Here is a 20218-nt window from a genome sequence, read left to right as displayed (position 1 = left end):
GATGGGCAAGATCAAAGTGCTTCCGGACCAACTGTGCAATCAGATCGCGGCCGGCGAAGTGGTGGAAAGGCCGGCCGCCGTGGTCAAGGAACTGGTGGAAAACAGTGTGGATGCTGCATCCCATCGGATTCGCGTGCTTGTGCACAAAGGAGGTCGAAGCCTCGTGCGTGTGGTGGATGATGGAGAAGGCATGAGCCCCGAGGATGCGCTTTTGGCTTTGGAGAGGCACGCCACCAGTAAGATTGCTTCAGTCCAGGACCTGCAAAACATTCGATCCATGGGGTTTCGAGGCGAGGCGCTCCCAAGCATCGCGGCGGTCAGCCGCCTGGAAATGATCACTCGGGAAAAAGACGCCGTTTTCGGTGTTCGCATCCTCGTGGAAGGCGGAACGATTCGCACGGTAGATGAAGTGGGCTGCCCTCCAGGAACCAGTGTGACAGTACGCGATCTTTTTTTCAATGTGCCAGCCCGAAGAAAATTCTTGCGAGCCGTGGACACCGAAGCCGCGCACATCTCGGACATGTTCCTTCGGCAGGCCCTGGCGAACCCGGAACTGTCCTGGCAGCTGGTGCATCAGGACCGCACGGTGCACGATTTTCCCAAGGCCGCCTCTTTACGCGATCGCGCCTATCAGGTCTTCGGGGCCACCCTGGCCAAAAGCCTTTTTCCCGTGGACTTTAACACCGAAAACGTGGTGATCCGTGGACTCGTCGGCCCTCCTGAACTGCAACGAGCCAACGCACGAAGCCTCTTTCTCTTCGTGAACAAAAGGCCCGTTAAAGACGCCCTTCTGACCCATGCGGTCCTCACCGCTTACGACACCCTGCTGCCCAAGGGATCCTACCCCTTCGGCATTCTGCTCCTGGACGTGCCCCCTCCTCTGGTGGACGTCAACGTGCATCCCACCAAAAGGGAGGTGCGTTTTCGAGATCCATCGCTGGTCCTGGAGATGGTTCGGCAGGCCTTGAACGAAGCTTTGGCTTCGGCCATGCAGGCATCTTGGGCCCGTTCCTTTTACGTCTCTTCAGCATCCTTGAATCCTACGGGAAAAAGCACCGCCGCTCGCGAAGGCCAATCCGCTCTGTCCTCTTTGCCACAGGCGGACCTTCACGCCTCCAAGCGGGTTCAGCCACAGCCCGAACCGGTTCAGCTCACTTGGCTTCATCGACCTATGGCCTCACCCTCAGACCAGGAACTTTTCGGACCCTCACCGCCCTTAAATTCTTCCGCGGTCTTGGGCTCTTCCTCCCTAAAAATTTTAGGACAACTCGCCTGCACCTACATTCTTTTGGAAGCTCAGGACGGCCTCATCCTCATCGACCAGCACGCCGCCCATGAACGCATCTGCTACGAACGCCTTCGCCGAACAAGCTCATCGTCCGGATCCCAGCGTCTCGCGCCGCCGCAGGTTCTGGACCTTCCCCCTGTGGAAGGGGATGCCCTGAAACGATGGCTTCCCGACCTGCAAGCGCTGGGCTTTGAGGTGGAGCCCCTCGGCGGTGGATCTTTTGTCATTCACGCCATGCCGTCCGTGCTCAAGCCTGTGGATCCCGGCCTTCTCCTCAGGCGTCTTGTGGAAAAAACTCCAGCGGAAGACCGCACGCCGCGAGCGGAACTCTTGGAACACCTGGCCCACACAGCTGCCTGCCATTCCTCGGTTCGGGCGGGGCAGAGGCTTCAGACGGAAGAAATACGCCATCTCCTGGCCGAACTGGATGCCCTGGAACTTTCCGCCACTTGTCCTCACGGAAGACCCCTGTGGTGGAAAATCACTCTGGACCAGATTCAGCGCTTTTTCTATCGATCATGACCCCGTGCCTCAACCCTGAGCATTCCCCTTCCTTTCCCATCGTGCTTCTGGCCGGCCCGACAGCCGTGGGAAAAACGGCCCTGTCTCTGGATCTGGCCGAAGTTCTGAAAACGGACATCGTCAATGCCGATTCCATGCAGGTCTACCGATTCATGGACATCGGCACCGCCAAGCCTTCTGCCCAGGAACGGAATCGAGTCCGCCATCATTTGCTGGACGTGGTGAATCCGGATGAACCTTACGATGCCGCCGTCTTTGCTCACCAGGCGCGCGCCGTCATCGAGGCGCTCCATGCTCAGGGTAAGATTCCTCTGGTCGTGGGCGGCACGGGCCTCTATATGAAGGCCCTCACGCGAGGCATCTGCCCAGGTCCGACCACCCATCCCGGCCTTCGACGGCAGCTGCTGGACGACCTCGCACGCCACGGAATGTCATGGCTTTATGCGGAACTTTCCCGCGTGGACCCATCTTGTGCCGCACGGATTCATCCCAACGACCGCCAACGCCTTCTTCGGGCTCTGGAAGTGTATCGGAGCACCGGTGTGCCCCTCTCTCATTGGCAAAGGACCCACGGCTTTCGTCAGGCCTTATATCCCACCATCAAGATCGTTCTCTATCGAGACCGCGACGAGCTCTATGCCCGCATTGACCAGCGCGCGCTGCACATGGTGGACCAGGGTCTCCTGGACGAGGTGCGCCACCTGGTGCGCATGGGCTACGACTGCTCCCTCAAACCTATGCAGTCCTTGGGATACCGACACATGTGTCAATACCTGGCCGGCCGTATGACCTTTGAGGAAGCAGTCAGAACGATGCAAAGAGATACACGCCGTTACGCCAAAAGGCAGATGACCTGGTTTCGAGGGGATCCGGAATTTCGCTGGTTTCATGCGGAGGCACGCCGAAAAATTTTTGATGCCGTCTTTTCGGCACTGCAGGGAAACGAATGCGGCTTTACGGGGTAACTGAAATGGGCTAGCATGCCGCGGCCCTGAGCCTGTGGATGGGGCAAGAATGTGATCAAGGCAACCGTGGAGACCCATGAACGATTACCTGGCATTTAAGAAAGGCATTGAACTCAGGGAACACACCCTGCGCCACGCCGTGAAAAAACTGGTCCAAGAAAAGCTGGTGGACACCTCCCAGAGCGAACACTGGCTTGAACACTTGGACTTGGTTCGTTCCGCCCTGCAGGAATCCCTGGTGCGCATCGCTGTGGCGGGCTCGGTGAAATCGGGTAAAAGCACCCTGATCAACGCCCTATTGGCGGAGGACCTGCTGAAGAGGGGCGCAGGGATTATCACCTCCTTCATCACCCGCATTCGATCCAATGATGTTCGGGGCGGCTGGATCGAATTCAAGAGCTGGGACGAGATCCATCAGGAAATCAACGGGGCGGTGGCCATGCTACCCCTCGGCGAAAACGATGCCTTGTCCAAAACAAACTGGGATCTCAGAAGAAGCACGCATCGAGAGGGTCTTTACAAGAAATTGGCTGCAGCCCAAAGGGAACTGCAATCCCAGCGAGGGGCGCTCAACGCCCATTTCATCATGCTTCACGCTTACTTGGAAGGATTCGCCAAGGTGCGGGACCTCGTTCACAACCACCCTCAAAGGCTCACCTTTAATGAGGATTCCCTGGACCGACATCAGGATTTTGTGGGTGAGGAATCGCGCGCCGTCTTTTTAAAGGATGTGGAAATCCATTGTCCTGCCTCCTGGATTGGAAACCATGTGGAAATCGCCGACTGCCAAGGGAGCGACTCGCCGAATCCTTTGCATTTCGCCCGGCTGCAAGAGTACCTTCTCAAGAGTCACCTCATTGTCTATGTGGTGAGCAGCCGCACGGGCCTTCGAGAGGCGGATCTGAAACTTTTGGATTTCATCAAGACCCTGCGCATGACACCGCAGACACTTTTCGTGCTGAACCTGGATTTGGACAGCCATCACGGCCCTAAGGATATCGAGGCGTCCGTGGAGCGCTTCGTCAAGGAACTGAGTTGGACGATCCCGAGCCCTCAGGTCTTTGCCTTTTCCGGCCTTTACCATCTTCTGGCGGCCCATCCGCCGAAAGCCTCTTCCCGGGATGCCCTTCGGCTGCAGATGTGGCGTGAAGACGCCTTGGCAACAACGGCTTCGGTTTCAGGATTTGAAGATTTCAAAAGGGAACTGGCCGAGCGTGTGGGGTCTCAACGCCGCCGTGTCCTTTTCAGCACGGGGCTCGGCCGCTTGGCCATGGTCGCCCAAACCCTGGCGGAAACCTGCCGCACTCGAGGGCAGCTGTTGAGCCGAGATCTTCAACATCTGGAACAAGCGGCCTCTCACCTGCAACGCCGCCAGGAAGAACTGATCGGCACGTTGAGCACTCTGGAGCACGCCATCGGGGGTTTGAAAGAAAACCTCAAGAGCGAGTTGGACAAGGCCGTCGCGGCTTTTTTTGACCTCAGTTCCGGCCATCTGGTACAGGAAACCCTGCGCATGGTGGACTCCTATCCCGTGGACCCCGCGTATGCCAAAGACTTGGCAAACCCTCGCAAAATTCTTCGACAACTCCACAGTTTTTACATGGAATTTCGCCAATCCCTTTCGGTCTTTTTGGTGGAGCGTGTCCATGTGGAAACGGTGCGGTTCGCCAAGGAGCAGGAGAGGCATCTCCAGGGACGTTTGCAGGAGGCGACCCAGGCCTTTTGGTCTCTCTTTTTGAGCGCTTTGGAAGAGTACCATCGCGCTTTGGAGTCCTTGGGGGTTTCGGTGCAGCGCATGGACGCGCCCCCCGATGCGGAATGGAGCCAATGGAGGAGCATCACACCGCCTGTTTTCAGCGGTTTTGTGGAAGACAACGCTTTGGGCCGCGGCGTGCTTTTCATGAAGTTCGGACTGGGACGCCTCAACCGCTTCCTTGTGACATTAAAAAACCGCCTTGGAAGAAAAGCTCGCCCCGAGGGGCCGGAGCATCCCGGGGACACGTTTCTGGAGGCTGTGGAGGTGGTGAAAGCGGAAACACGCGCGGAATTAATCTATGCTTTTCGCGATTACCGTCAAAACTTTAGGTACCTATACCTACACAAGCTTTTGGACGCAGCCCTGGCCCAACTCCTGGATGCCTTTCAAGCGCGGGCCCGTATGGCCCACATGGATTTTCGACAGCTCCTGCAGCACGGCCGAATGGAAGAAGGCAAGCGCACTCGAGCCATGATGGTTCTGGAAGAAACGGCCCACGAAGCAGAGAATCAACTGCGGGACATCGAGGAACTGCGGCGGGCGGTCAGCCTGCAATGGCTGGATCAGGAGGCAACAGCCAATCGTTCGGAGGGGGAGCTGTCAGGTTGAGTTCACAACCTGTGACGGGATGAAAAAGTTTTATTTTCCAAGCATGGAGAAGCAAGCGGGAGGCCGCGGCGGCCGCCTGAGGCCCGCCGTAGCGGCGATCTCCCACAATGGGGAAACCTTCGTGGGCCAAATGCAGCCGAATCTGGTGCGTGCGCCCAGTGATGGGCACGGCCTGCACAAGGCTTTGACCGGAACCTCGAAAGATCACCGCGAAAAACGTTTCGGCGCACTTTCCGGGTCGATCGGCCCGCGCCACATACCGTCCCGATTCCCTTCCAATGTCCACGCGTACGGTTTTGGTTCCCCAGTCGGGAACCCCGAATACCCAGGCCAGGTAGATCTTTTCCACACGGTGTTCCGCAAAGGCGCAGCCTAGGGCCTTGTTAGCCTTACGGGAGACGCTCATCACCAGCACGCCGCTGGTTTCCCGATCCAACCTGTGGTGCAACCCCACGTAGGACGGCGAACCCCCTTGATGTGCAAGAAAGCGTTTGGCGGCTTCAAAGACGTTGTTGTAGGCGTCCGAAGGCGTGGGCTGGGTAGGAATGCCGGCTTCCTTGTTGTAAGCGAGAAGCCATGCATCTTGATAAAGGATGCGCGCGGCGTCCAATTCGTAGAACCTGCGCACACCCGTCCATGGCCAGTAAATGCGAACTTCTTCTCCGACCCTGAGGACCCGATCGGGATCGCGCACTACTTTGCCCGCCACATGCACGGCGCCGAAAGCCACCACACCCTGCGCCTCCTTGCATTCCACAAAGCATTCGTGCTGAACCAACTCCCACACGCGCCACCCGTCCTGGTCGGGACGCACCACCATCTTCCAAAAACTTGAGCCAAGGGTCTTGACCATGGGAACGCTAAAGGCTCGCTTCCCCCGCGTCGTCGTCGGCGGAGGACCCGTCGGATTCCCTCCGGGAAGACGCTTCCTCTTCCATGGCTTCTTCCACAAGGGCGTCCACATCCTCATCGAAATCGTCCCCCATCTCCTGGGTCATGGCCTTCATGAATTTGGCCATGCTCTTGGGGTCGTTTTCATCCAAGGCGCCGAACTTGGCAGGGTCCGCCAAACGTTCCAAACGCGTTTCTTCGGACAAACGCACCCGCACGCGTGACGGAATGCGCCGAAGTTCCTCGGAGTTGCAGTGCCGGCACTGGGCGTGCACCTCTTCGGATATGCGCAAAGTGATGACCTCGTTTTTCTTGCCGCAACGAAGGCACAGGTATTCGTAAATGGGCATCGGTGTCCTCCTTCCACTCCCCCTTGGGGGCAGCTTGATGCGGAACCTTCGGGAAAGTCCCCCCGCAAATCCAGGGTGCCCTTTGCGCACGATGGCACGTGCTTATCTATAAGAGGTCTTCCCAGGTCAAGTGGTGGGCGGCATCCGTCAACGGCTCTCGGTGGAGCGCATAGGCCTCTTCAAGGTAGGGAGGAACGGTAAAGAGCTTTTCCACCATGGGCGCGTTGAGGTATCGCAGCGGCATGGCCATGGATCGAGCCCGCTGGACCACGGCATCGACGGACCATTGAGGGTTCTTCGTGGCCAGAATGTGGGCATCGGGTCGATGAAAGCTGTGCAGGCTGTACGGGCAGGGATGCACCACAGGGAACACCTGTTTGAGCGTGTTGACGATGCGCGCGTGGGCCGCCACCTTTTGTGGGCTGATACATTCCCCTTGAACAGAAACACAGCCCATGGGCGTCAGACACTGCGCCACTAGTTCATAAAATTCCTGCGTGAACAAAAGGGCCGCCGGGCTTTCGTCCATGGGGTCACTGAGGTCCAACACCGCCACGTCGAATCGTTCTTCGGTTTCTTCCACAAAGGCCCTTCCGTCGCCGATGATCAGCTCCACCCTTGGATCATCAAAGGATCCCTGATGCCATTGAGGCAGCAGGCGCCGGCAAATGTCCACCAGTTCCCCGTCAATTTCCACCATGACGATGCGGCGCACGTCTTGATGCCGACACACTTCCCGCAGCGTAGCCCCTTCGCCGCCTCCGATAATGAGCACACGTCGAGGCGCCGGGTGGCTCCACATGGCCGGATGGACAAGCACCTCATGATAGATAAACTCATCCCGCTGCGCCGACTGCACAACCCCGTCCAGGAAAAGAACGAGGCCGTGCATCTCCGTCTCGACGATATCGATCTGCTGGTAGCGGGACCGCCCGTGCCAAAGAACCGCACGACAGGCGTATAAGGTTTCCTCGCCACTGCTTTGCAGTTCGCGAAACCACAGACGGTCTTGTTGTTTTTCCATCACGGTTTGTGTCTCAATCGATCCGCCGGCAGATTCAACACCCCTCGTTTGATCTCCATGACAGAGCGGCTCCCTGCCTTAAAGGCCTTTTGCAAATAGGCCAAGGAAGCATCGGAGTCGATCAGTTCGCCGCACGTGAAGATGTCCAGAGCACAATAGCCGTATTCCGGCCATGTGTGGATCGTGAAATGGGATTCGGCGATCACAACCACGCCGCTCACCCCGTGAGGCGAGAACTGATGAAAAACGGGTTGGACAATGGTGGCCTTGGAGATGGCGACCGCCTCCACCAAGATTTTCTCCACCTGGGAGACATCGTTGATGAGGTCGAAATCGCAGTCATAGAGTTCCACGATGAGGTGTTTTCCTAGTGATTTCATTTTCTTTTTCGCTTCCTCACGTCATGGGAATCCCTTTTTTGAGCGTTAACAAAACAAAAAACCTCCTATTCATGGGGGGGAACCGCACTCGGTGATGAACCGCATGCTTCCATCCAAACGCCATAAACGGAGGCGCGTTAAACGCGCACACTATACACAGAAAATTTGCCATTGCAACCTAAATGTGCACGCCTTCAGGCTCAAAGAGCTGCCGTATTGCCTGCCACACGGGCCGCTCCTATGGGCACCCTGGAAAAATTCAGGATACAGGAAAGGGTTCCCATCTCCGCGGTCCGCGTCTCGGCCCACGGCAGGAAAGGACGCCCCTTTCCATGGAGGAGCCGGCACCGGCGTTCGCAAACCTGTTGACAAGACGATAATGGGGCTGCGAGTATCGATGGACCCGTGAAACGGATGCGTGCCACTCCAGGATGACACCCACCATGCCATGAGGAGGAAACAGATGTCCGCCATTCGCCTATTTGACACCACGTTGCGCGACGGAGAAAAATCACCCGGCACCATGCTGACTGTTCCTGAAAAGCTTCGTCTGGCCGTTCAATTGGCGCGACTGGGCGTGGATGTCATCGAAGCCGGCTTTCCTGCGGCGTCCGAAGTGCAGTTTGCAGCGGTCCAGAAGGTCGCCCAAACGGTGTCCGGTCCCATCATTGCCGCTTTAGCTCGGGCCACAAATCCTACGGATTTTGATGTAGCCGTGCGGGCCCTAGCCTCTTGTGCGCGGCCTCGCCTGCACACCTTTGTGCCCGTTTCGCCTTTTTATCGAAAGCACTTTCTTAAGAAAGGCTTTCAGGAAACCCTGGATCTGGCATGCAAGGCGGTGCGGTTGGCCAAGGAGCGCTGCGCCGATGTGGAATTTTCCCTGGTGGATGCCTTTCGGGCCTCTACGGAGGATGTCGTCACCATGGTCCAGGCCGTGGCCGAGGCCGGGCCAACCGTGATCAACATCGCCGATACGGTGGGTTACGCCACCCCGGTGGAAGTCGAGAATCTCTTTCGATCCCTCAAGATTGCTTTGGGCGAGAGCTCAGGCGTCATGCTGAGCATTCACTGCCACAATGACTTGGGGCTGGCCGTGGCCAATTCTCTGGCGGCCCTGGCCGCTGGAGCCAGCCAGGTTCATGTGACCGTCAACGGCATCGGGGAACGCGCCGGCAACACTGCTCTGGAGGAGCTGGCGGCCGCTTTAAAGGCGCGGCTCGACCATTTTGGTTTCGAGCTCTCCTTGGATTCGAGCCAGATCGGCCCCACATGCCGACTTGTCAAACGCCTGACCGGTATCCATGTACAGGTGCACAAGCCGGTAGTGGGAGCCAACGCTTTTGTCTGCGAGGCCACAGTGCCCCCCCTGGGCGACGCGTCGGCACAACCTCCTTACCAGATCATGGATCCACAGCAGTTCGGGCTGCATCAGGCAGCCCAACCGGTGGCCAAAGACCTGGGACTCGATGTATTTCACACACTGCTTCAGGACATGGGTGTCCTCCTGGACGAAGAGAGCCTTCAGGCGTGTTACGACGCTTTCCGGCAATTGGCCGAACGCAAGGAAGAACTCTACGTGTCGGATCTGGAAAATCTTTTGGATGAAACCCTTCTGGCTCCGCCCCAAAGGTATAAACTGCTCTATCTTAATGTTTCCGCAGGATCCATTTCTGTTCCCCATGCCACAGTCCAGCTGGAAATCGACGGTCAGGTACGCCAGGACGCCGGATTCGGTCAAGGGCCCGTGGATGCCGCCTTCAAGACCATTTGCAAGATGACCCATCGGTTTCCCAAACTGGTGCGCTACGAAGTCCATGCCGCCACATCCGGAACCGACGCTCTCGGTGAAGTGCATGTGCAGTTGGAAGAGAACGGACAGACTGTCCAGGGCCGAGGCGTGGCCACCGATATTGTATTGGCCAGCACCAAGGCCTTCGTCAACGCCCTCAACAAGTTGGAACAAAAGTCCAAAGAGCCTTCGGTATCCGAATTCACCGAGTGGGAAAGTTGGCAACCTCGCCTTTAAGGCTCACTCCCCGTCCCTGCGGGACCACGAGTGGACAAGACCACAGCCTCGGCCCACTCGGACACATTCCTGCTTCGAGTGGGCTGGTTCCTCTGAAGCGGCCCCAGGGGGTTCACACCAACGCCAGCGGAAAAAGCGGCCGGGACCGCCACCACCTGCCACGAGGGGCTTCCCCTTGACTTTCGCCCACTGGGCCACTAAGAGTTTCCGCGGCTTTGAAGGATGCGTGAAAAACAGGCCGCGCCGCCCCGTGGAGCGGGTCGTCGGCCTGATTCTCGGGAGGACTGATGCCGATGCGTCAAGGCACCGCTGGTTTTGTGCCGTCTTTTATGCCAGCATTTTTCTTTTGGGTGCTCGGATTCACGTGGCTCACCGCATGGGCAGCACCGGCATGGTGTGCGGCGGAATCTTCTTCGACCCTCAATGCCACATCGGCCATTCTCGTGGACGTGACCAACGGGGAAACCTTATTGGAACAGAATCCGGATGTGCCCATTGCGCCAGCGTCCTTGGCCAAAGTCCTCACCCTCTATTTGGTCTTTGAAGCCCTGGAAAACGGCGACGCGAAGCTGGATGATCCCGTCCATATCAGCAAGACGGCCTGGCAGACGGGGGGGTCCAAAATGTTCGTGGAAGTCGGCAACAAGATTCCGTTGGAAGAGCTGATCAAAGGCATCGCTGTGGTGTCTGGAAACGACGCCTGTGTGGCTGTGGCGGAACATCTTTACGGATCCCTGGACGCTTTTGTCGCCGCCATGAACCAGAAAGCTCAAGAACTGGGAATGCACCACAGCCGCTTTCTGAATCCTCACGGCCTGCCGGCCCAGGGGCAGGTGACCACCGCCCGGGATATGGCGACGCTGGCCATGTCCTATCTGCGCCGATTTCCCCAGAGCCTGCGGTTCCACTCCATGATCGAATACACCTACCATGACATCACGCAGCCCAACCGAAACCGGTTGTTGCTCAAGGACAGCTCCGTGGATGGGCTTAAGACGGGTTTTGTGGCCGATGGCGGCTACCACCTCATGGCCACGGCCCAGCGCAACGGGCTTCGCCTTTTGGCCGTGGTCATGGGCGCACCCAGCCCGGCCGTGAGGGAAAAAGAAGCTTTGGCTCTCCTGAACCAGGGATATCGCCTCTACGCCTTCATTCCTCCGCCCAACCCCGATCAAGCGGCCGCGGTGATCAAGGTGTGGAAAGGCGCAGCTTCCCAGGTTTCCCTTTTCTTTAAAGAAACCAGCCCCGTGGTGGTCCGAAAAGAAAAAGCCCACAACGTTCAATGGGTCTTGGACGTTCCTTCAGCGGTCACCGCCCCCATTCACAAAAGGCAAATTTTGGGACGCGCCTATTTGAAAGCCGGCGACACCACCCTGGCTTCCCTGGACCTGGTGAGCAATACAGACATTGCCCTAGCCAACATCTTCGTTCGCCTCTGGCATTCCATTCTGTTGCTTGGTGATTACCCATGGCATCGCGTGTGGAGGCCACTGGCCTACATCTCGGGGGCCATCCTGGCCTGCGGATCCACCCTGCTGGTCTTGATGCAACTGAAGAACCATAGGCGCAAGAAACGCCGCTTACTCTGATATGCAGTCTGCCCCTGCAACGCCGCCCTTTTACGTGGAGGGTTTGCCCTTATCCGGCGTGCGAGATGGCCCGATCTCGCAAGCATCCGAAATTCAGGTACGTACGCCCAGTTTGGGCAAAATCCACTTGTTGAGCACGATCCAGGCGGCAACAATGCCGCCCAGCCACAAAATATCCCTTTCCATTGGTTCGACTCCTTAGGAGAATGTCCACTCTGTGGGTTCTACTAGATTCGGCCGATACCCTACCGGCCCTTGCTCAGCCCGCTCAACTGAAGCCACCCGTCCCACATCCACTGCTCAAGACGCTGGAAAGCGATCCTCTGCTGGCGAAAGAAGACAACAACTTTCTCACGTCCGTGGCTCCGCACCTCGGGCAGGCTAATCTCTCTTGATCCTTGGCCGACCAGATGAAACTCTCAAATTCGTTGCCGCACCGGGCACATTGATATTCGTAAATGGGCATGGTCACCTCCTCCACAAGGTCCCACTGGAACATGAAATGAGGAACAAAGGCTCAGCAGTAAATTAAACATCCTTATGGACGAACGCAACACCGGCAACTGCCCCGAGAACGCTTTTCTTCGCGACCAAGTGCAACGACCCACCAAAGTTCCGCGTTGTCAAAACCTTGAAGATGCCGTCTCAAACTCGTTTTTGCGGGCTCATCATCCGGCAATTTCACCCAGTAGCTTGAGTGAAAAAACACCTTCAATAGGAGAAGCGCCAGCCGCGATGCCTTATCGCGCTTTGCGGCGCTCCTGCAGCCTCAAACCGAAAGGACGTGGCCAGGCCATTCCCGGCCACACCCCTAATAACGTGGCCATGTCCGCTCAGAACCGGAATTGTTCGACGGAATTTAAAGGCTGTTGTTCGGTCATCAAGGCCGCTTGACGAACCCGCAGCGTTCCTTTGCCATCAAGGTGGTGGCGTCGTCATCCTCAACATAAGGGAGTGAGCCCCTCGACACGGGGGCCTCTGACAGCCTATTAGGGTTCTTCATCCTGAGTGGGCGGCCATTGACCCCGTTCCAGCAAGACCTCCTTCAGCACGGCTAAAGCGCCGTTCACAGCCGGAAACCCAGCGTACACTCCGACCTGAAAAATGGTTTCCGCAAGATGGCGCGGCTTGACCCCCACATTCAAGGCACCGTGCAGATGAATGCGCAGTTCCTCCGGCTTTTGCAAGGCAGCCAGAGCCGCCACCGCCACCAATTGGCGTTCCGGCAAAGAAAGGACCGTTCGCGAATACATGTTGCCAGTGATGAAAAGTGAAAGTTCCCGAGCCAGCTCCGGATCAAACTCCTTCCAGAGTTCATAGGGCACTTTAAGGCGTACGGGGCCCGAAAATAGCTTGGCTGCCGTTTGCTTGGTTTGTTCCACTAAAATTTTTTCCAACATGCCATGCCCTCCTTCCTGACACTGGCGTTTTCAAGGAACCCGACCCATGCGTTGACAATTCCCTAGCCTCCCTTTACTTTAGCGCCGGTTTGAGAGAATCCGGAAGATGAGGAGAATACGCTATGGCAACCTGTGAAGGCAAATCATGCTCCACGTGTGAAACCCGAAAGAAGCATTCCAAAGACGAGATTCTGGCCTGCAAGCTGGCGCGGATCCAGAACAAGATTATCGTCATGAGCGGCAAGGGGGGTGTGGGCAAGAGCAGCGTGGCGGTCTACATTGCCTTGGCTCTGTCTCAAAAAAATTATCAGGTGGGGTTGATGGACATCGATCTTCACGGGCCGAGCATCCCCAAGATGCTGGGGTTGCACGGGCTGCTTCGAGTATCCCAGGACCAGGAAATCCTGCCTCATGAATACAGCCCCAACCTGAAGGTGGTCTCCATCGAATCTATGCTGGAGGACACGGATTCCGCCGTTATCTGGCGAGGCCCGCTCAAGCACGGTGTCATTCAGCAGTTCATCAGCGATTGCACCTGGAACGATTTGGATTTCCTCGTGGTGGACTGTCCTCCCGGCACAGGGGACGAGCCTCTGAGCATTGCGCGCATTATTCCCGACGCCAAGGCGGTGATTGTCACGACGCCGCAGGAAGTCGCTCTGGCCGATGTGCGAAAATCCATTAATTTCTGCAAGAAAGTCCAGCTGGACATTGCTGGCTTGGTGGAAAACATGTCGGGGCTTTATTGCCCCCACTGTCAGCAGTTCATTCCCATTTTCAGCACGGGTGGAGGCAAAAAAACCGCCGAAATGATGGGGATTGCCTTCCTGGGATCCCTTCCCTTTGATCCCGCTGTCGTGGCGGGAGGGGACCAAGGAAAACCCGTCATAGAAGCTCCCAAAGCCTCCTCGCCGTTCATCAAGGCGGTCGTCGAAATGGTGGATCGGCTCATCGAGCGGTTTCCCCCCGCAGACAGCGTGCGGGCGCAAAACCAAGCTGTGCATTAGCCTGGCGATGGAGAACGTTCTTTGGCACAAGTGCTGGACACGCACCGGTCCCCCTTGGCGGGACGGTGCCTTGAGGTCCGCTCATGGGCGGACGGCCGAAAGGCCGTCCTCTAAAGGCTCGGTGAGGGGCATACAGGGCGTCACGGTTGTGCGGAGGCCTTCCATAGACCTACCGCAAGGCCCATAACCGACCGTGCCAGGAGTTTTCCATCAAAAGGATGCAGCCCAAGATGAAATTCCAGAAGGTCCGGCGCCGTGGCCATGAGTTCCGGCAGGCGTGAGGCCCTTGGGACCAGGAGCGCCCCCAGCGGGCGTCCCCAACGGCTGAGCAGAAGCCGCTCGTGGAGGCCGTCGCCTGGAGGATCGGCAAAGAGGGTCAGCAAAGCCGCCTGCCAGAAAAGACATTTTCGAAGGATGTTCTCCGACGGTGCGTTTCCGCCAATGGACCATTGAAGAAAGTGCCTGAAATAGGACGCTGCCGGATGGCGCCGCCATAGGGACGTGCGAATGCGGCGAAGTGTTCGACGAAAGCCATCCCATGGGCCCACAAGGGGAATCCAGTGGGCTTCCAACTGGCTCTCCAGCCAAAAGTGGCAGGAACTGGCCTTGAGTCGATAATAGCGACAGGGCCAAAAGGGCGGCATACTGTAATGGTTCACCAGCCCGTGCCAAAAGGCGTCGGCCAAAAAGTGGGTCATCATGCCGAGCAGCCACCACCGCCCCGAGGCACTTGTGAACGGAACGCGGTCTAAGAGGCGGCGGCAGGCATCGGCGCCGGATTCACCCTGCAGGCGATGAAGGCGCCGCCCGAGGCGTGACAGGCGCATGTGAGGGACATCGTAGAACAAGGTGTCCGGCATGATGGATCCCAGAAGGTAAGACTCTTCGTCCACGCGTGACCGACTACCCTGAAACACGATGCGGGCAGCCTCTCCGGCGAGGAGCATATGGAAACGTTCCTTGGGCATAAGGGCCTTCCTTGAAAGCGGCGATGCGGCGACTTCTTCCGAGCACCAAGGCTCAATGGGCGTGGTGCCTTTACGACTGGGCCAATTCCGCCTTTGCCACAAGCATTCTCGCCGTGCTGTTTCCCGTCTACTTCGCCAAGGTGATCATGCCCTCCAAAGGCATGACCCTTGATCTGGGCTTGCTGCGCTGGACCACCCAGGCCTCTTCCCTCTGGGGCTATACCGTCTCCACGTCTCTTTTCTGCGTGGCCGTCATCGCGCCCTGGATCGGCCGATGGGCAGACCTTCACGGAAAACGCCGCCCTCTGTTTCTCCTGCTGGCTTTCAGTGGAGCCGCAACCACAACGCTTCTGGCAACCACGGGCCCCGGCACCGTATGGCGGGCCTTGGTGTGTTTCATCGGTGCTTATGCCTGTTTTTCCGCTAGCGAGATTTTTTACAACGCATTCTTGCCCCACATCGCTTCTCCGTCGCAGCAGGATTGGCTGTCCGGTTTAGGTTACGCTTACGGCTATGTAGGGGGCGGCTTATTACTAGCCGTTCATCTGATGTGGCTGCATGAACCGCGATGGATCGGCTTGGAAACCACCCACCAGGTCATCCGGTTGGCCTTTTTTACCGTCGGCCTGTGGTGGGGCTTCTTTACGCTTCCCTGCCTTCTGTGGCTCCCTTCACAGGCTCCTCGGCTTATCGACTCGGCATCAACAGCGCCGTCCCCTTTCACTGCAGCGCTTTGGAAAGACCTGTGGGCTCACCCGCGCGCGGCAACCATGGTCGTGGCCTATTTCTTCTACAACAACGGCATCCAAACCGTCATCACTATGGCGTCTGTTTATGGCGCCACGGAACTCGGGCTTTCGACAACCTCGTTGACCGGCGCGTTTCTCATGACGCAATGGATCGCTTTTCCCGGAGCCACGCTGATGGCCGGTGCCGGGGAAAGGTTCGGCACACGCCGCGTACTACTCATCAGCCTGGCCCTTTGGTGCGGCATGGTCCTTTTCGCATACGGCATGCGTTCGTCGCTCCATTTTTGGATCCTTGCGGCCGTCGTGGGCTTTATTCTGGGGGGCAGTCAATCGCTCAGCCGGTCGCTTTTCAGCCGCCTGATTCCTGGGAAAAAGAGTACCGAATTTTTTGGTTTCTTTGCCATCGGCGGAAAATTCTCTGCCATCCTTGGACCCTTTGTCTTCGGGGTCATTCGCGATGTTTTCGGAACGCCTCGCCCCGCTATTCTTTCTCTTGCGGTGTTTTTTCTCATCGGAGCCGCCATGCTGGCGACGGTCAAAGACAATGCTTAGCTCTTGTTTCGGCGGACAAATTCTTCGATGGCTCGAGGAATAAGCTTTCGGACAAAAGCAGCCTGATCCCCCACAAAGGTTTTTTGGTATTCGGCGTACAGAGGGTGCGAGGCCAGGATGGCGGGCGTGGCGTGCATAGTGGTCATGTTCCCCTGGGCTGCCTGGTCCACGAGATCCACGATGGGCGTGTCCACGCGAGGATCCGGTTCGACCCACCCAAGCCTTCGCATGCATTCAAAGCGGATCTGATCCACCAGAAACAGGGTTACGTCAATGGTCAGAATCTTTTGGGCAGGGGAGAGCTTTTCCAAGTCCACATCCGATTCCCCGCTGAGGATTCTCAAAACAAGGGATTGCAGCAGCCGAGTGTATTGTTCTCCTGGCTGAATCAGGACGGCCAGCACGGCGTCCGGAAGGTCTCGAATGGAGGTGTGCTCATCAAACAGGCAATGAAAGCGCCTTTCCCAAAGACAAAAGGCGCGACGGGCTCGTAGACGGCGCCGTTTTTCGTCCATAGCAATCACATCGCCCACGCCCCACTCCTTTCTTCTAAAATGGCTGCTTCCCGTTCTTCCAGCTTGTCTGATCAGACAGCCGGTTAGAAAACTTCTGCCGAAAACCGGTACACCTCCACATCCCCCTGCCGCCAGCATTCGGGTGAAAGACCAGCCTTCTTGCACGTCCAGTCCAAAAATTCTTCCTTGCTCCACGAGTGCTCAACGGCCACCTGAGGCAACAGCAGCCCGCTGTGATAGCCTTTGCGAATGACCAGGCCATGGCGACCCACGGTGAACTGCAGAGGATCCCGGATTCGTTCCAAAGGGCTCAAGACGGAGATTTCCAGCTGCAACGCCTCCACTTCCTCCGCTCGCAACGGCGGAAACCTTGGGTCACCAAAGGCCGACTGCACAGCCGCTTCTTTGACCGTCTGCCACAGGGGCTTGTGCGGCTCCACATACCCAATACATCCTCGAAGGGCCGAGTCCTTGTGCAGGGTGACAAAGGCGCCGCGCTTTTGCCAAAGCTTGGGAGCCTCTCCCTCATATACGGGTTCCGACTCGAGCCCGAGTTTCCAGCGAATGGCCTGCCACGCCACCGTGCGCAGGACGTTCTTTTCCTCCTCAGAAAACGCCCCTTCGGCCACCCCGAGGGTTTCCATTGAAGGCGCTTTCTTGAGGGTCCCTCCAGGGTTATCGAGGATAGCGGCCGCCATGTATCCCACCACGCCTCGAAGATCTCCCGTGACGTCTCCGGAATTGGCGTAGTGCAGTACTCGGGCCTTGGTGGCGCCCAGCTCTCGAGCCGCCAGCAACGTCGTCACCAAAGGGCCGCCGCCGCAGGCTTCGCATTCTCTTCGGCGTAACGCTTCAAAAAGTCCCTCAGGGTCATACCCGTCCACCTTTTCTATGACGCGCGCATCCAGATTCTTGGCATCCTGGTAAGGGTAGTAATGGGAAAGATCGGTGCTCGCCACCAACAGAACCTCGTCATCGCCGACGATTTCGGCCACAACGTGGGCAAGACGCCGGCATCCGTCCAGGGTAACATCCCCCACAAGCACGGGAATCATGTGAAAGGTGCCCAGGACTACCTGCAGAAAGGGCAACTGGATTTCCAGGGAATGTTCCTGAGCGTGGGCCTGAGGCACATGAGAAAAGAGATCCTCATGCGCCATGAGCTTTTGGGCCAGCGCGCGATCCACCGGAACCACGCCCAAGGGCGTTCGGTAACCGGCCACATCGTCCACGCTGGCTCCATTGAAATACTCCCGATGACTGGGCGCCATGATGAGCACCTTCTTGACGGGCTTTCCTTCTAGCAACTTGTAGGCATAAGCCGCCACCGGTCCTGAATAAACGTAACCGGCATGCGGAGCCACCAAGCCCACCAGACGCCCGGAAAGGGAAGCGACCGACGCCTTGGCTAAGTATTCCAGAACGGCCTTGCGCAGTTTTTCCGGATTTCCGGGATACCATGTTCCGGCAATGACGGACTCGCGTATTCTTTCCAATCCCATGCCCTTCCCCCCATGGATGAAGCGACAGCTTGTTGCATCCTTGGCGTTACACTTTATAATGATGTCCCTTATGATGAAAGTCTTTTGGCGTTTTCAACCCCTCACTCAGGAGCCTGGCATCGCGTCCATGGAACTCAGCCGAGCCTTTCTTGACAACATCGCCGTGGTTCTGCACCGCCCTCATTTTCCCGAAAACATCGGTGCCGCGGCACGAGCCGCCAAAAACATGGGCATCCGCCACCTCATCGTCGTGGACCCGTTGGACTGTGATCTCACCCGCATCCTCAAGATGGCCACCCATGCCGCCGAAGACGTGGTGGCCACCATGGAAGTTTACGACGATCTGTGCGAGGCTTTGGCATCGTTTCACTATATCATCGGCACCACGGCGAGAACAGGTTCCCAACGACGCACCGTCCTGGACCCTCGGGACATGGCCCGCCGAGTGGTGCACATCAGCCGCAACAATCGAACGGCTCTGCTTTTTGGGCCTGAAAATCGAGGCCTGGCCAATCGGGAACTCAAGTACTGTCACGCCCTGGTCACCATTCCCACGTCCAAGGAATTCGCCTCCCTGAACCTGGCTCAGGCCGTTATGATCATGACCTATGAAATCTTTCGAGCCGCTGAGGAACCGCCCGAAAGCTTTGCGCCCAAATTAGCCACCAGTTTTGAACTGGAAGCCATGTACCAGCATCTTCAAGAGATTTTGGCCAAGATTCACTTCGTGAATCCGGAAAATCCGGAATACTGGATGCGCAGCCTGCGACGGTTTTTCAGCCGCATTGGATTGCAGGCACGGGAAGTGAAGATCATTCGAGGCATCTGCCGGCAGATTGAATGGTACGGGGAAAAGATGGCTTCCGAGGCGCTGCGCCAAGCCCATGCACGGGACAAAGAGATTGACTCAAGGCCGCGCCTTGACTAGAATGTGTAACGTTTGGCGGCGTTTCTTACTCCCATCGCGACGAAGTTCGGAATATGGAGGATAATTATGCAGGGTGCGAGCGGTCAACGCGTCGTGGTTTCTGGGATCAACCGCAGTCTCTTGTTCAAGGGTGCTGTAACCCTTGCCGTGATCCTTGTCGTGGGATCCCTTTTGCTGTTCGCGACGCCGTCCCATTATTATTTTCGGGCGGAGCGGGGCGGCCTTGGCCTCTGCAAGGGCCGGTTGTGGGGCCTGCTGGGTTCCGCCGTGCCGGGGTACGGTTTCATTCCCGTGTCGGCAGACGCCGCTCGATCCTTGGTGGGAAAGCCTTTCGCCAGCCATGAAGAAGCCTTGAACACGCTTCGGCCCATTGTGGAACAGGCGGCGCGAGAAGGCGTAGCTGTCGTCGCCTCTCGAGAAAAAGAGCTGGCAAGGCTTTACCAAACGGTTTTACCCAACCTTCAGGGTGCCAAGCTTCTCGGCATTCAAGGTTACGACGCCCGAGTGGAAGCTCTGGAAAAATGGATGGCCGTCGTCACCGGACAGCCGCACACGCCCTCCGGCTATTAACTTCTACGTCCTCTTTCATCCTCTGAACCTCTTAAGCCCGGCGCCGCCCCGAAAGGCCCGGGCTTCTCTTTTTTTGTTTATCCGCCTGAACTTGCTTTGAGCGCCCCCTCATGGGCGCGGAAGAATTCCTCATAATGGTCTGGTCAATGACCGCCCTGGCAGCTGAAGATAGACGTTTTGGAGCGAAAAAGATTTGCCCACAGAGTCCGTCGATTCTTGACAAAAATATCCGCTCGGTAAAAAAAAATTTTATTGGATCACTTGCCGCTGAACAAGAGGCCGCACTCCATTTCAACCAAGACGCCGTGGGCTCGAAAGTTCAACGGCGCACCGCCGCAGAGGCAAAAAGATGGAAAACGAACAGGTCATCGAGCTGATTCGTCGCGAGCTCCGAGGGATTCTCCAGCGCCATCCCGACTTTCGGGATTGGGTGCTTCGACTCACGCGACACCAATATGCAGACAAAGAGGAGACGGAGAGCCGTTTTGACCGGCTGCTGGAGGAATTGCGCCGGGATCGGGAAGAAAATACACGCAAATGGAATGAAGAGAAACAAAGATGGCATGAGCACAATCAAAGATGGGAAGAGCAGAATCGAAGATGGGAGGAGCAGAATCGAAGATGGGA

General features: G+C 57.3%; 19 protein-coding genes and 1 pseudogene. 11 read left to right on the top strand and 9 right to left on the bottom strand.

Annotated features, from left to right (window positions below; translation table 11 throughout):
• The first annotated feature begins 1 nt into the window (after position 1).
• From mutL to ACUVSA_RS12635, 3 genes are all read left to right on the top strand, one after another.
• Positions 2-1810, top strand: a complete 1809-nt coding sequence (gene mutL, locus ACUVSA_RS12645) for a DNA mismatch repair endonuclease MutL (protein ID WP_445895102.1) — start codon at positions 2-4, stop codon at positions 1808-1810.
• On the top strand, positions 1807-2775 hold the full coding sequence (gene miaA, locus ACUVSA_RS12640; RefSeq protein ID WP_445895101.1) for a tRNA (adenosine(37)-N6)-dimethylallyltransferase MiaA: 969 nt from the start codon (positions 1807-1809) through the stop codon (positions 2773-2775). Before mutL ends, miaA begins: the two co-directional genes overlap by 4 nt.
• 76 nt (positions 2776-2851) lie before the next feature.
• The gene (locus tag ACUVSA_RS12635; RefSeq protein ID WP_445895100.1) at positions 2852-5140 is read left to right on the top strand and encodes a dynamin family protein; all 2289 of its coding nucleotides are present in this window, start codon (positions 2852-2854) and stop codon (positions 5138-5140) included.
• On the opposite strand, the gene ACUVSA_RS12630 is transcribed toward ACUVSA_RS12635, so the two are convergent.
• From ACUVSA_RS12630 to speD, 4 genes are all read right to left on the bottom strand, one after another.
• Positions 5076-5993 (bottom strand): RluA family pseudouridine synthase, encoded by a 918-nt coding sequence (locus ACUVSA_RS12630; protein ID WP_445895099.1) that lies wholly within the window; start codon positions 5991-5993, stop codon positions 5076-5078. The two genes, ACUVSA_RS12635 and ACUVSA_RS12630, sit on opposite strands and share 65 nt — an antisense overlap.
• A gap of 7 nt (positions 5994-6000) precedes the next feature.
• Positions 6001-6381, bottom strand: coding sequence for an FmdB family zinc ribbon protein (locus tag ACUVSA_RS12625; RefSeq protein ID WP_445892117.1), 381 nt, complete (start codon positions 6379-6381; stop codon positions 6001-6003).
• A gap of 106 nt (positions 6382-6487) precedes the next feature.
• Complete coding sequence (locus ACUVSA_RS12620; RefSeq protein ID WP_445895117.1) at positions 6488-7405, bottom strand: fused MFS/spermidine synthase; 918 nt, start codon at positions 7403-7405, stop codon at positions 6488-6490.
• Complete coding sequence (speD, locus tag ACUVSA_RS12615) at positions 7405-7785, bottom strand: adenosylmethionine decarboxylase (protein ID WP_445895098.1); 381 nt, start codon at positions 7783-7785, stop codon at positions 7405-7407. Before speD ends, ACUVSA_RS12620 begins: the two co-directional genes overlap by 1 nt.
• A gap of 463 nt (positions 7786-8248) precedes the next feature.
• On the opposite strand from speD, the gene ACUVSA_RS12610 reads away from it, so the two are divergent.
• Positions 8249-9811 (top strand): 2-isopropylmalate synthase, encoded by a 1563-nt coding sequence (locus tag ACUVSA_RS12610; RefSeq protein WP_445895097.1) that lies wholly within the window; start codon positions 8249-8251, stop codon positions 9809-9811.
• A gap of 293 nt (positions 9812-10104) precedes the next feature.
• Positions 10105-11400 (top strand): D-alanyl-D-alanine carboxypeptidase family protein, encoded by a 1296-nt coding sequence (locus ACUVSA_RS12605; RefSeq protein WP_445895096.1) that lies wholly within the window; start codon positions 10105-10107, stop codon positions 11398-11400.
• A gap of 268 nt (positions 11401-11668) precedes the next feature.
• Here the strand turns inward: ACUVSA_RS12605 and ACUVSA_RS12600 are convergent, their stop codons facing one another.
• Positions 11669-11866, bottom strand: a complete 198-nt coding sequence (locus ACUVSA_RS12600; RefSeq protein WP_445895095.1) for an FmdB family zinc ribbon protein — start codon at positions 11864-11866, stop codon at positions 11669-11671.
• Between the two features lie 523 nt (positions 11867-12389).
• The gene (locus ACUVSA_RS12595) at positions 12390-12800 is read right to left on the bottom strand and encodes a carboxymuconolactone decarboxylase family protein (RefSeq protein ID WP_445892112.1); all 411 of its coding nucleotides are present in this window, start codon (positions 12798-12800) and stop codon (positions 12390-12392) included.
• A 122-nt stretch (positions 12801-12922) separates the two neighbouring features.
• On the opposite strand from ACUVSA_RS12595, the gene ACUVSA_RS12590 reads away from it, so the two are divergent.
• Positions 12923-13807, top strand: coding sequence for a P-loop NTPase (locus tag ACUVSA_RS12590; protein ID WP_445895094.1), 885 nt, complete (start codon positions 12923-12925; stop codon positions 13805-13807).
• A gap of 140 nt (positions 13808-13947) precedes the next feature.
• Here the strand turns inward: ACUVSA_RS12590 and ACUVSA_RS12585 are convergent, their stop codons facing one another.
• Complete coding sequence (locus ACUVSA_RS12585) at positions 13948-14775, bottom strand: zinc dependent phospholipase C family protein (RefSeq protein ID WP_445895093.1); 828 nt, start codon at positions 14773-14775, stop codon at positions 13948-13950.
• 23 nt (positions 14776-14798) lie between these two features.
• On the opposite strand from ACUVSA_RS12585, the gene ACUVSA_RS12580 reads away from it, so the two are divergent.
• Positions 14799-16076, top strand: a complete 1278-nt coding sequence (locus ACUVSA_RS12580) for an MFS transporter (RefSeq protein ID WP_445895092.1) — start codon at positions 14799-14801, stop codon at positions 16074-16076.
• Here ACUVSA_RS12580 and ACUVSA_RS12575 read toward each other — a convergent pair.
• Complete coding sequence (locus ACUVSA_RS12575; RefSeq protein WP_445893278.1) at positions 16073-16609, bottom strand: hypothetical protein; 537 nt, start codon at positions 16607-16609, stop codon at positions 16073-16075. The two genes, ACUVSA_RS12580 and ACUVSA_RS12575, sit on opposite strands and share 4 nt — an antisense overlap.
• Before the next feature lie 65 nt (positions 16610-16674).
• Positions 16675-18093 (bottom strand): AmmeMemoRadiSam system protein B, encoded by a 1419-nt coding sequence (amrB, locus tag ACUVSA_RS12570; RefSeq protein WP_445895091.1) that lies wholly within the window; start codon positions 18091-18093, stop codon positions 16675-16677.
• Between the two features lie 70 nt (positions 18094-18163).
• On the opposite strand from amrB, the gene ACUVSA_RS12565 reads away from it, so the two are divergent.
• The 4 genes and pseudogenes from ACUVSA_RS12565 to ACUVSA_RS12550 form a co-directional block, all read left to right on the top strand.
• Entirely contained in the window at positions 18164-19021 is an 858-nt protein-coding gene (locus tag ACUVSA_RS12565; RefSeq protein WP_445895090.1) for an RNA methyltransferase, read from the top strand.
• Positions 19022-19087: 66 nt separating this feature from the next.
• Positions 19088-19591 carry a hypothetical protein gene (locus tag ACUVSA_RS12560; RefSeq protein ID WP_445895089.1) on the top strand — a complete coding sequence of 168 codons (504 nt, stop codon included), beginning with the start codon at positions 19088-19090 and terminating at the stop codon, positions 19589-19591.
• A gap of 110 nt (positions 19592-19701) precedes the next feature.
• Positions 19702-19968 carry a hypothetical protein gene (locus ACUVSA_RS12555; RefSeq protein WP_445895088.1) on the top strand — a complete coding sequence of 89 codons (267 nt, stop codon included), beginning with the start codon at positions 19702-19704 and terminating at the stop codon, positions 19966-19968.
• Positions 19941-20218, top strand: a pseudogene (locus ACUVSA_RS12550) (hypothetical protein); the annotation flags it as partial. The gene ACUVSA_RS12555 and the pseudogene ACUVSA_RS12550, both read left to right, overlap by 28 nt.

The sequence above is a fragment of the Desulfosoma sp. genome (assembly GCF_052743555.1).
The sequence above is the reverse complement of the archived record's forward strand: the minus strand, read 5'-3'. Positions and strand labels throughout refer to the sequence as shown.

Excerpts from the sequence above, each read along its gene's own strand:
- ACUVSA_RS12580 (WP_445895092.1), top strand. The coding sequence starts at position 14,799 with ATGCGGCGACTTCTTCCGAGCACCAAGGCTCAATGGGCGTGGTGCCTT.
- ACUVSA_RS12610 (WP_445895097.1), top strand. The coding sequence starts at position 8,249 with ATGTCCGCCATTCGCCTATTTGACACCACGTTGCGCGACGGAGAAAAA.
- ACUVSA_RS12590 (WP_445895094.1), top strand. The coding sequence starts at position 12,923 with ATGGCAACCTGTGAAGGCAAATCATGCTCCACGTGTGAAACCCGAAAG.
- ACUVSA_RS12600 (WP_445895095.1), bottom strand. The coding sequence starts at position 11,866 with ATGCCCATTTACGAATATCAATGTGCCCGGTGCGGCAACGAATTTGAG.
- ACUVSA_RS12560 (WP_445895089.1), top strand. The coding sequence starts at position 19,088 with ATGCAGGGTGCGAGCGGTCAACGCGTCGTGGTTTCTGGGATCAACCGC.
- ACUVSA_RS12605 (WP_445895096.1), top strand. The coding sequence starts at position 10,105 with ATGCGTCAAGGCACCGCTGGTTTTGTGCCGTCTTTTATGCCAGCATTT.
- mutL (WP_445895102.1), top strand. The coding sequence starts at position 2 with ATGGGCAAGATCAAAGTGCTTCCGGACCAACTGTGCAATCAGATCGCG.
- miaA (WP_445895101.1), top strand. The coding sequence starts at position 1,807 with ATGACCCCGTGCCTCAACCCTGAGCATTCCCCTTCCTTTCCCATCGTG.
- ACUVSA_RS12555 (WP_445895088.1), top strand. The coding sequence starts at position 19,702 with ATGGGCGCGGAAGAATTCCTCATAATGGTCTGGTCAATGACCGCCCTG.
- ACUVSA_RS12595 (WP_445892112.1), bottom strand. The coding sequence starts at position 12,800 with ATGTTGGAAAAAATTTTAGTGGAACAAACCAAGCAAACGGCAGCCAAG.
- ACUVSA_RS12585 (WP_445895093.1), bottom strand. The coding sequence starts at position 14,775 with ATGCCCAAGGAACGTTTCCATATGCTCCTCGCCGGAGAGGCTGCCCGC.
- ACUVSA_RS12625 (WP_445892117.1), bottom strand. The coding sequence starts at position 6,381 with ATGCCCATTTACGAATACCTGTGCCTTCGTTGCGGCAAGAAAAACGAG.
- amrB (WP_445895091.1), bottom strand. The coding sequence starts at position 18,093 with ATGGGATTGGAAAGAATACGCGAGTCCGTCATTGCCGGAACATGGTAT.
- ACUVSA_RS12565 (WP_445895090.1), top strand. The coding sequence starts at position 18,164 with ATGATGAAAGTCTTTTGGCGTTTTCAACCCCTCACTCAGGAGCCTGGC.
- ACUVSA_RS12620 (WP_445895117.1), bottom strand. The coding sequence starts at position 7,405 with ATGGAAAAACAACAAGACCGTCTGTGGTTTCGCGAACTGCAAAGCAGT.
- ACUVSA_RS12635 (WP_445895100.1), top strand. The coding sequence starts at position 2,852 with ATGAACGATTACCTGGCATTTAAGAAAGGCATTGAACTCAGGGAACAC.
- ACUVSA_RS12630 (WP_445895099.1), bottom strand. The coding sequence starts at position 5,993 with ATGGTCAAGACCCTTGGCTCAAGTTTTTGGAAGATGGTGGTGCGTCCC.
- speD (WP_445895098.1), bottom strand. The coding sequence starts at position 7,785 with ATGAAATCACTAGGAAAACACCTCATCGTGGAACTCTATGACTGCGAT.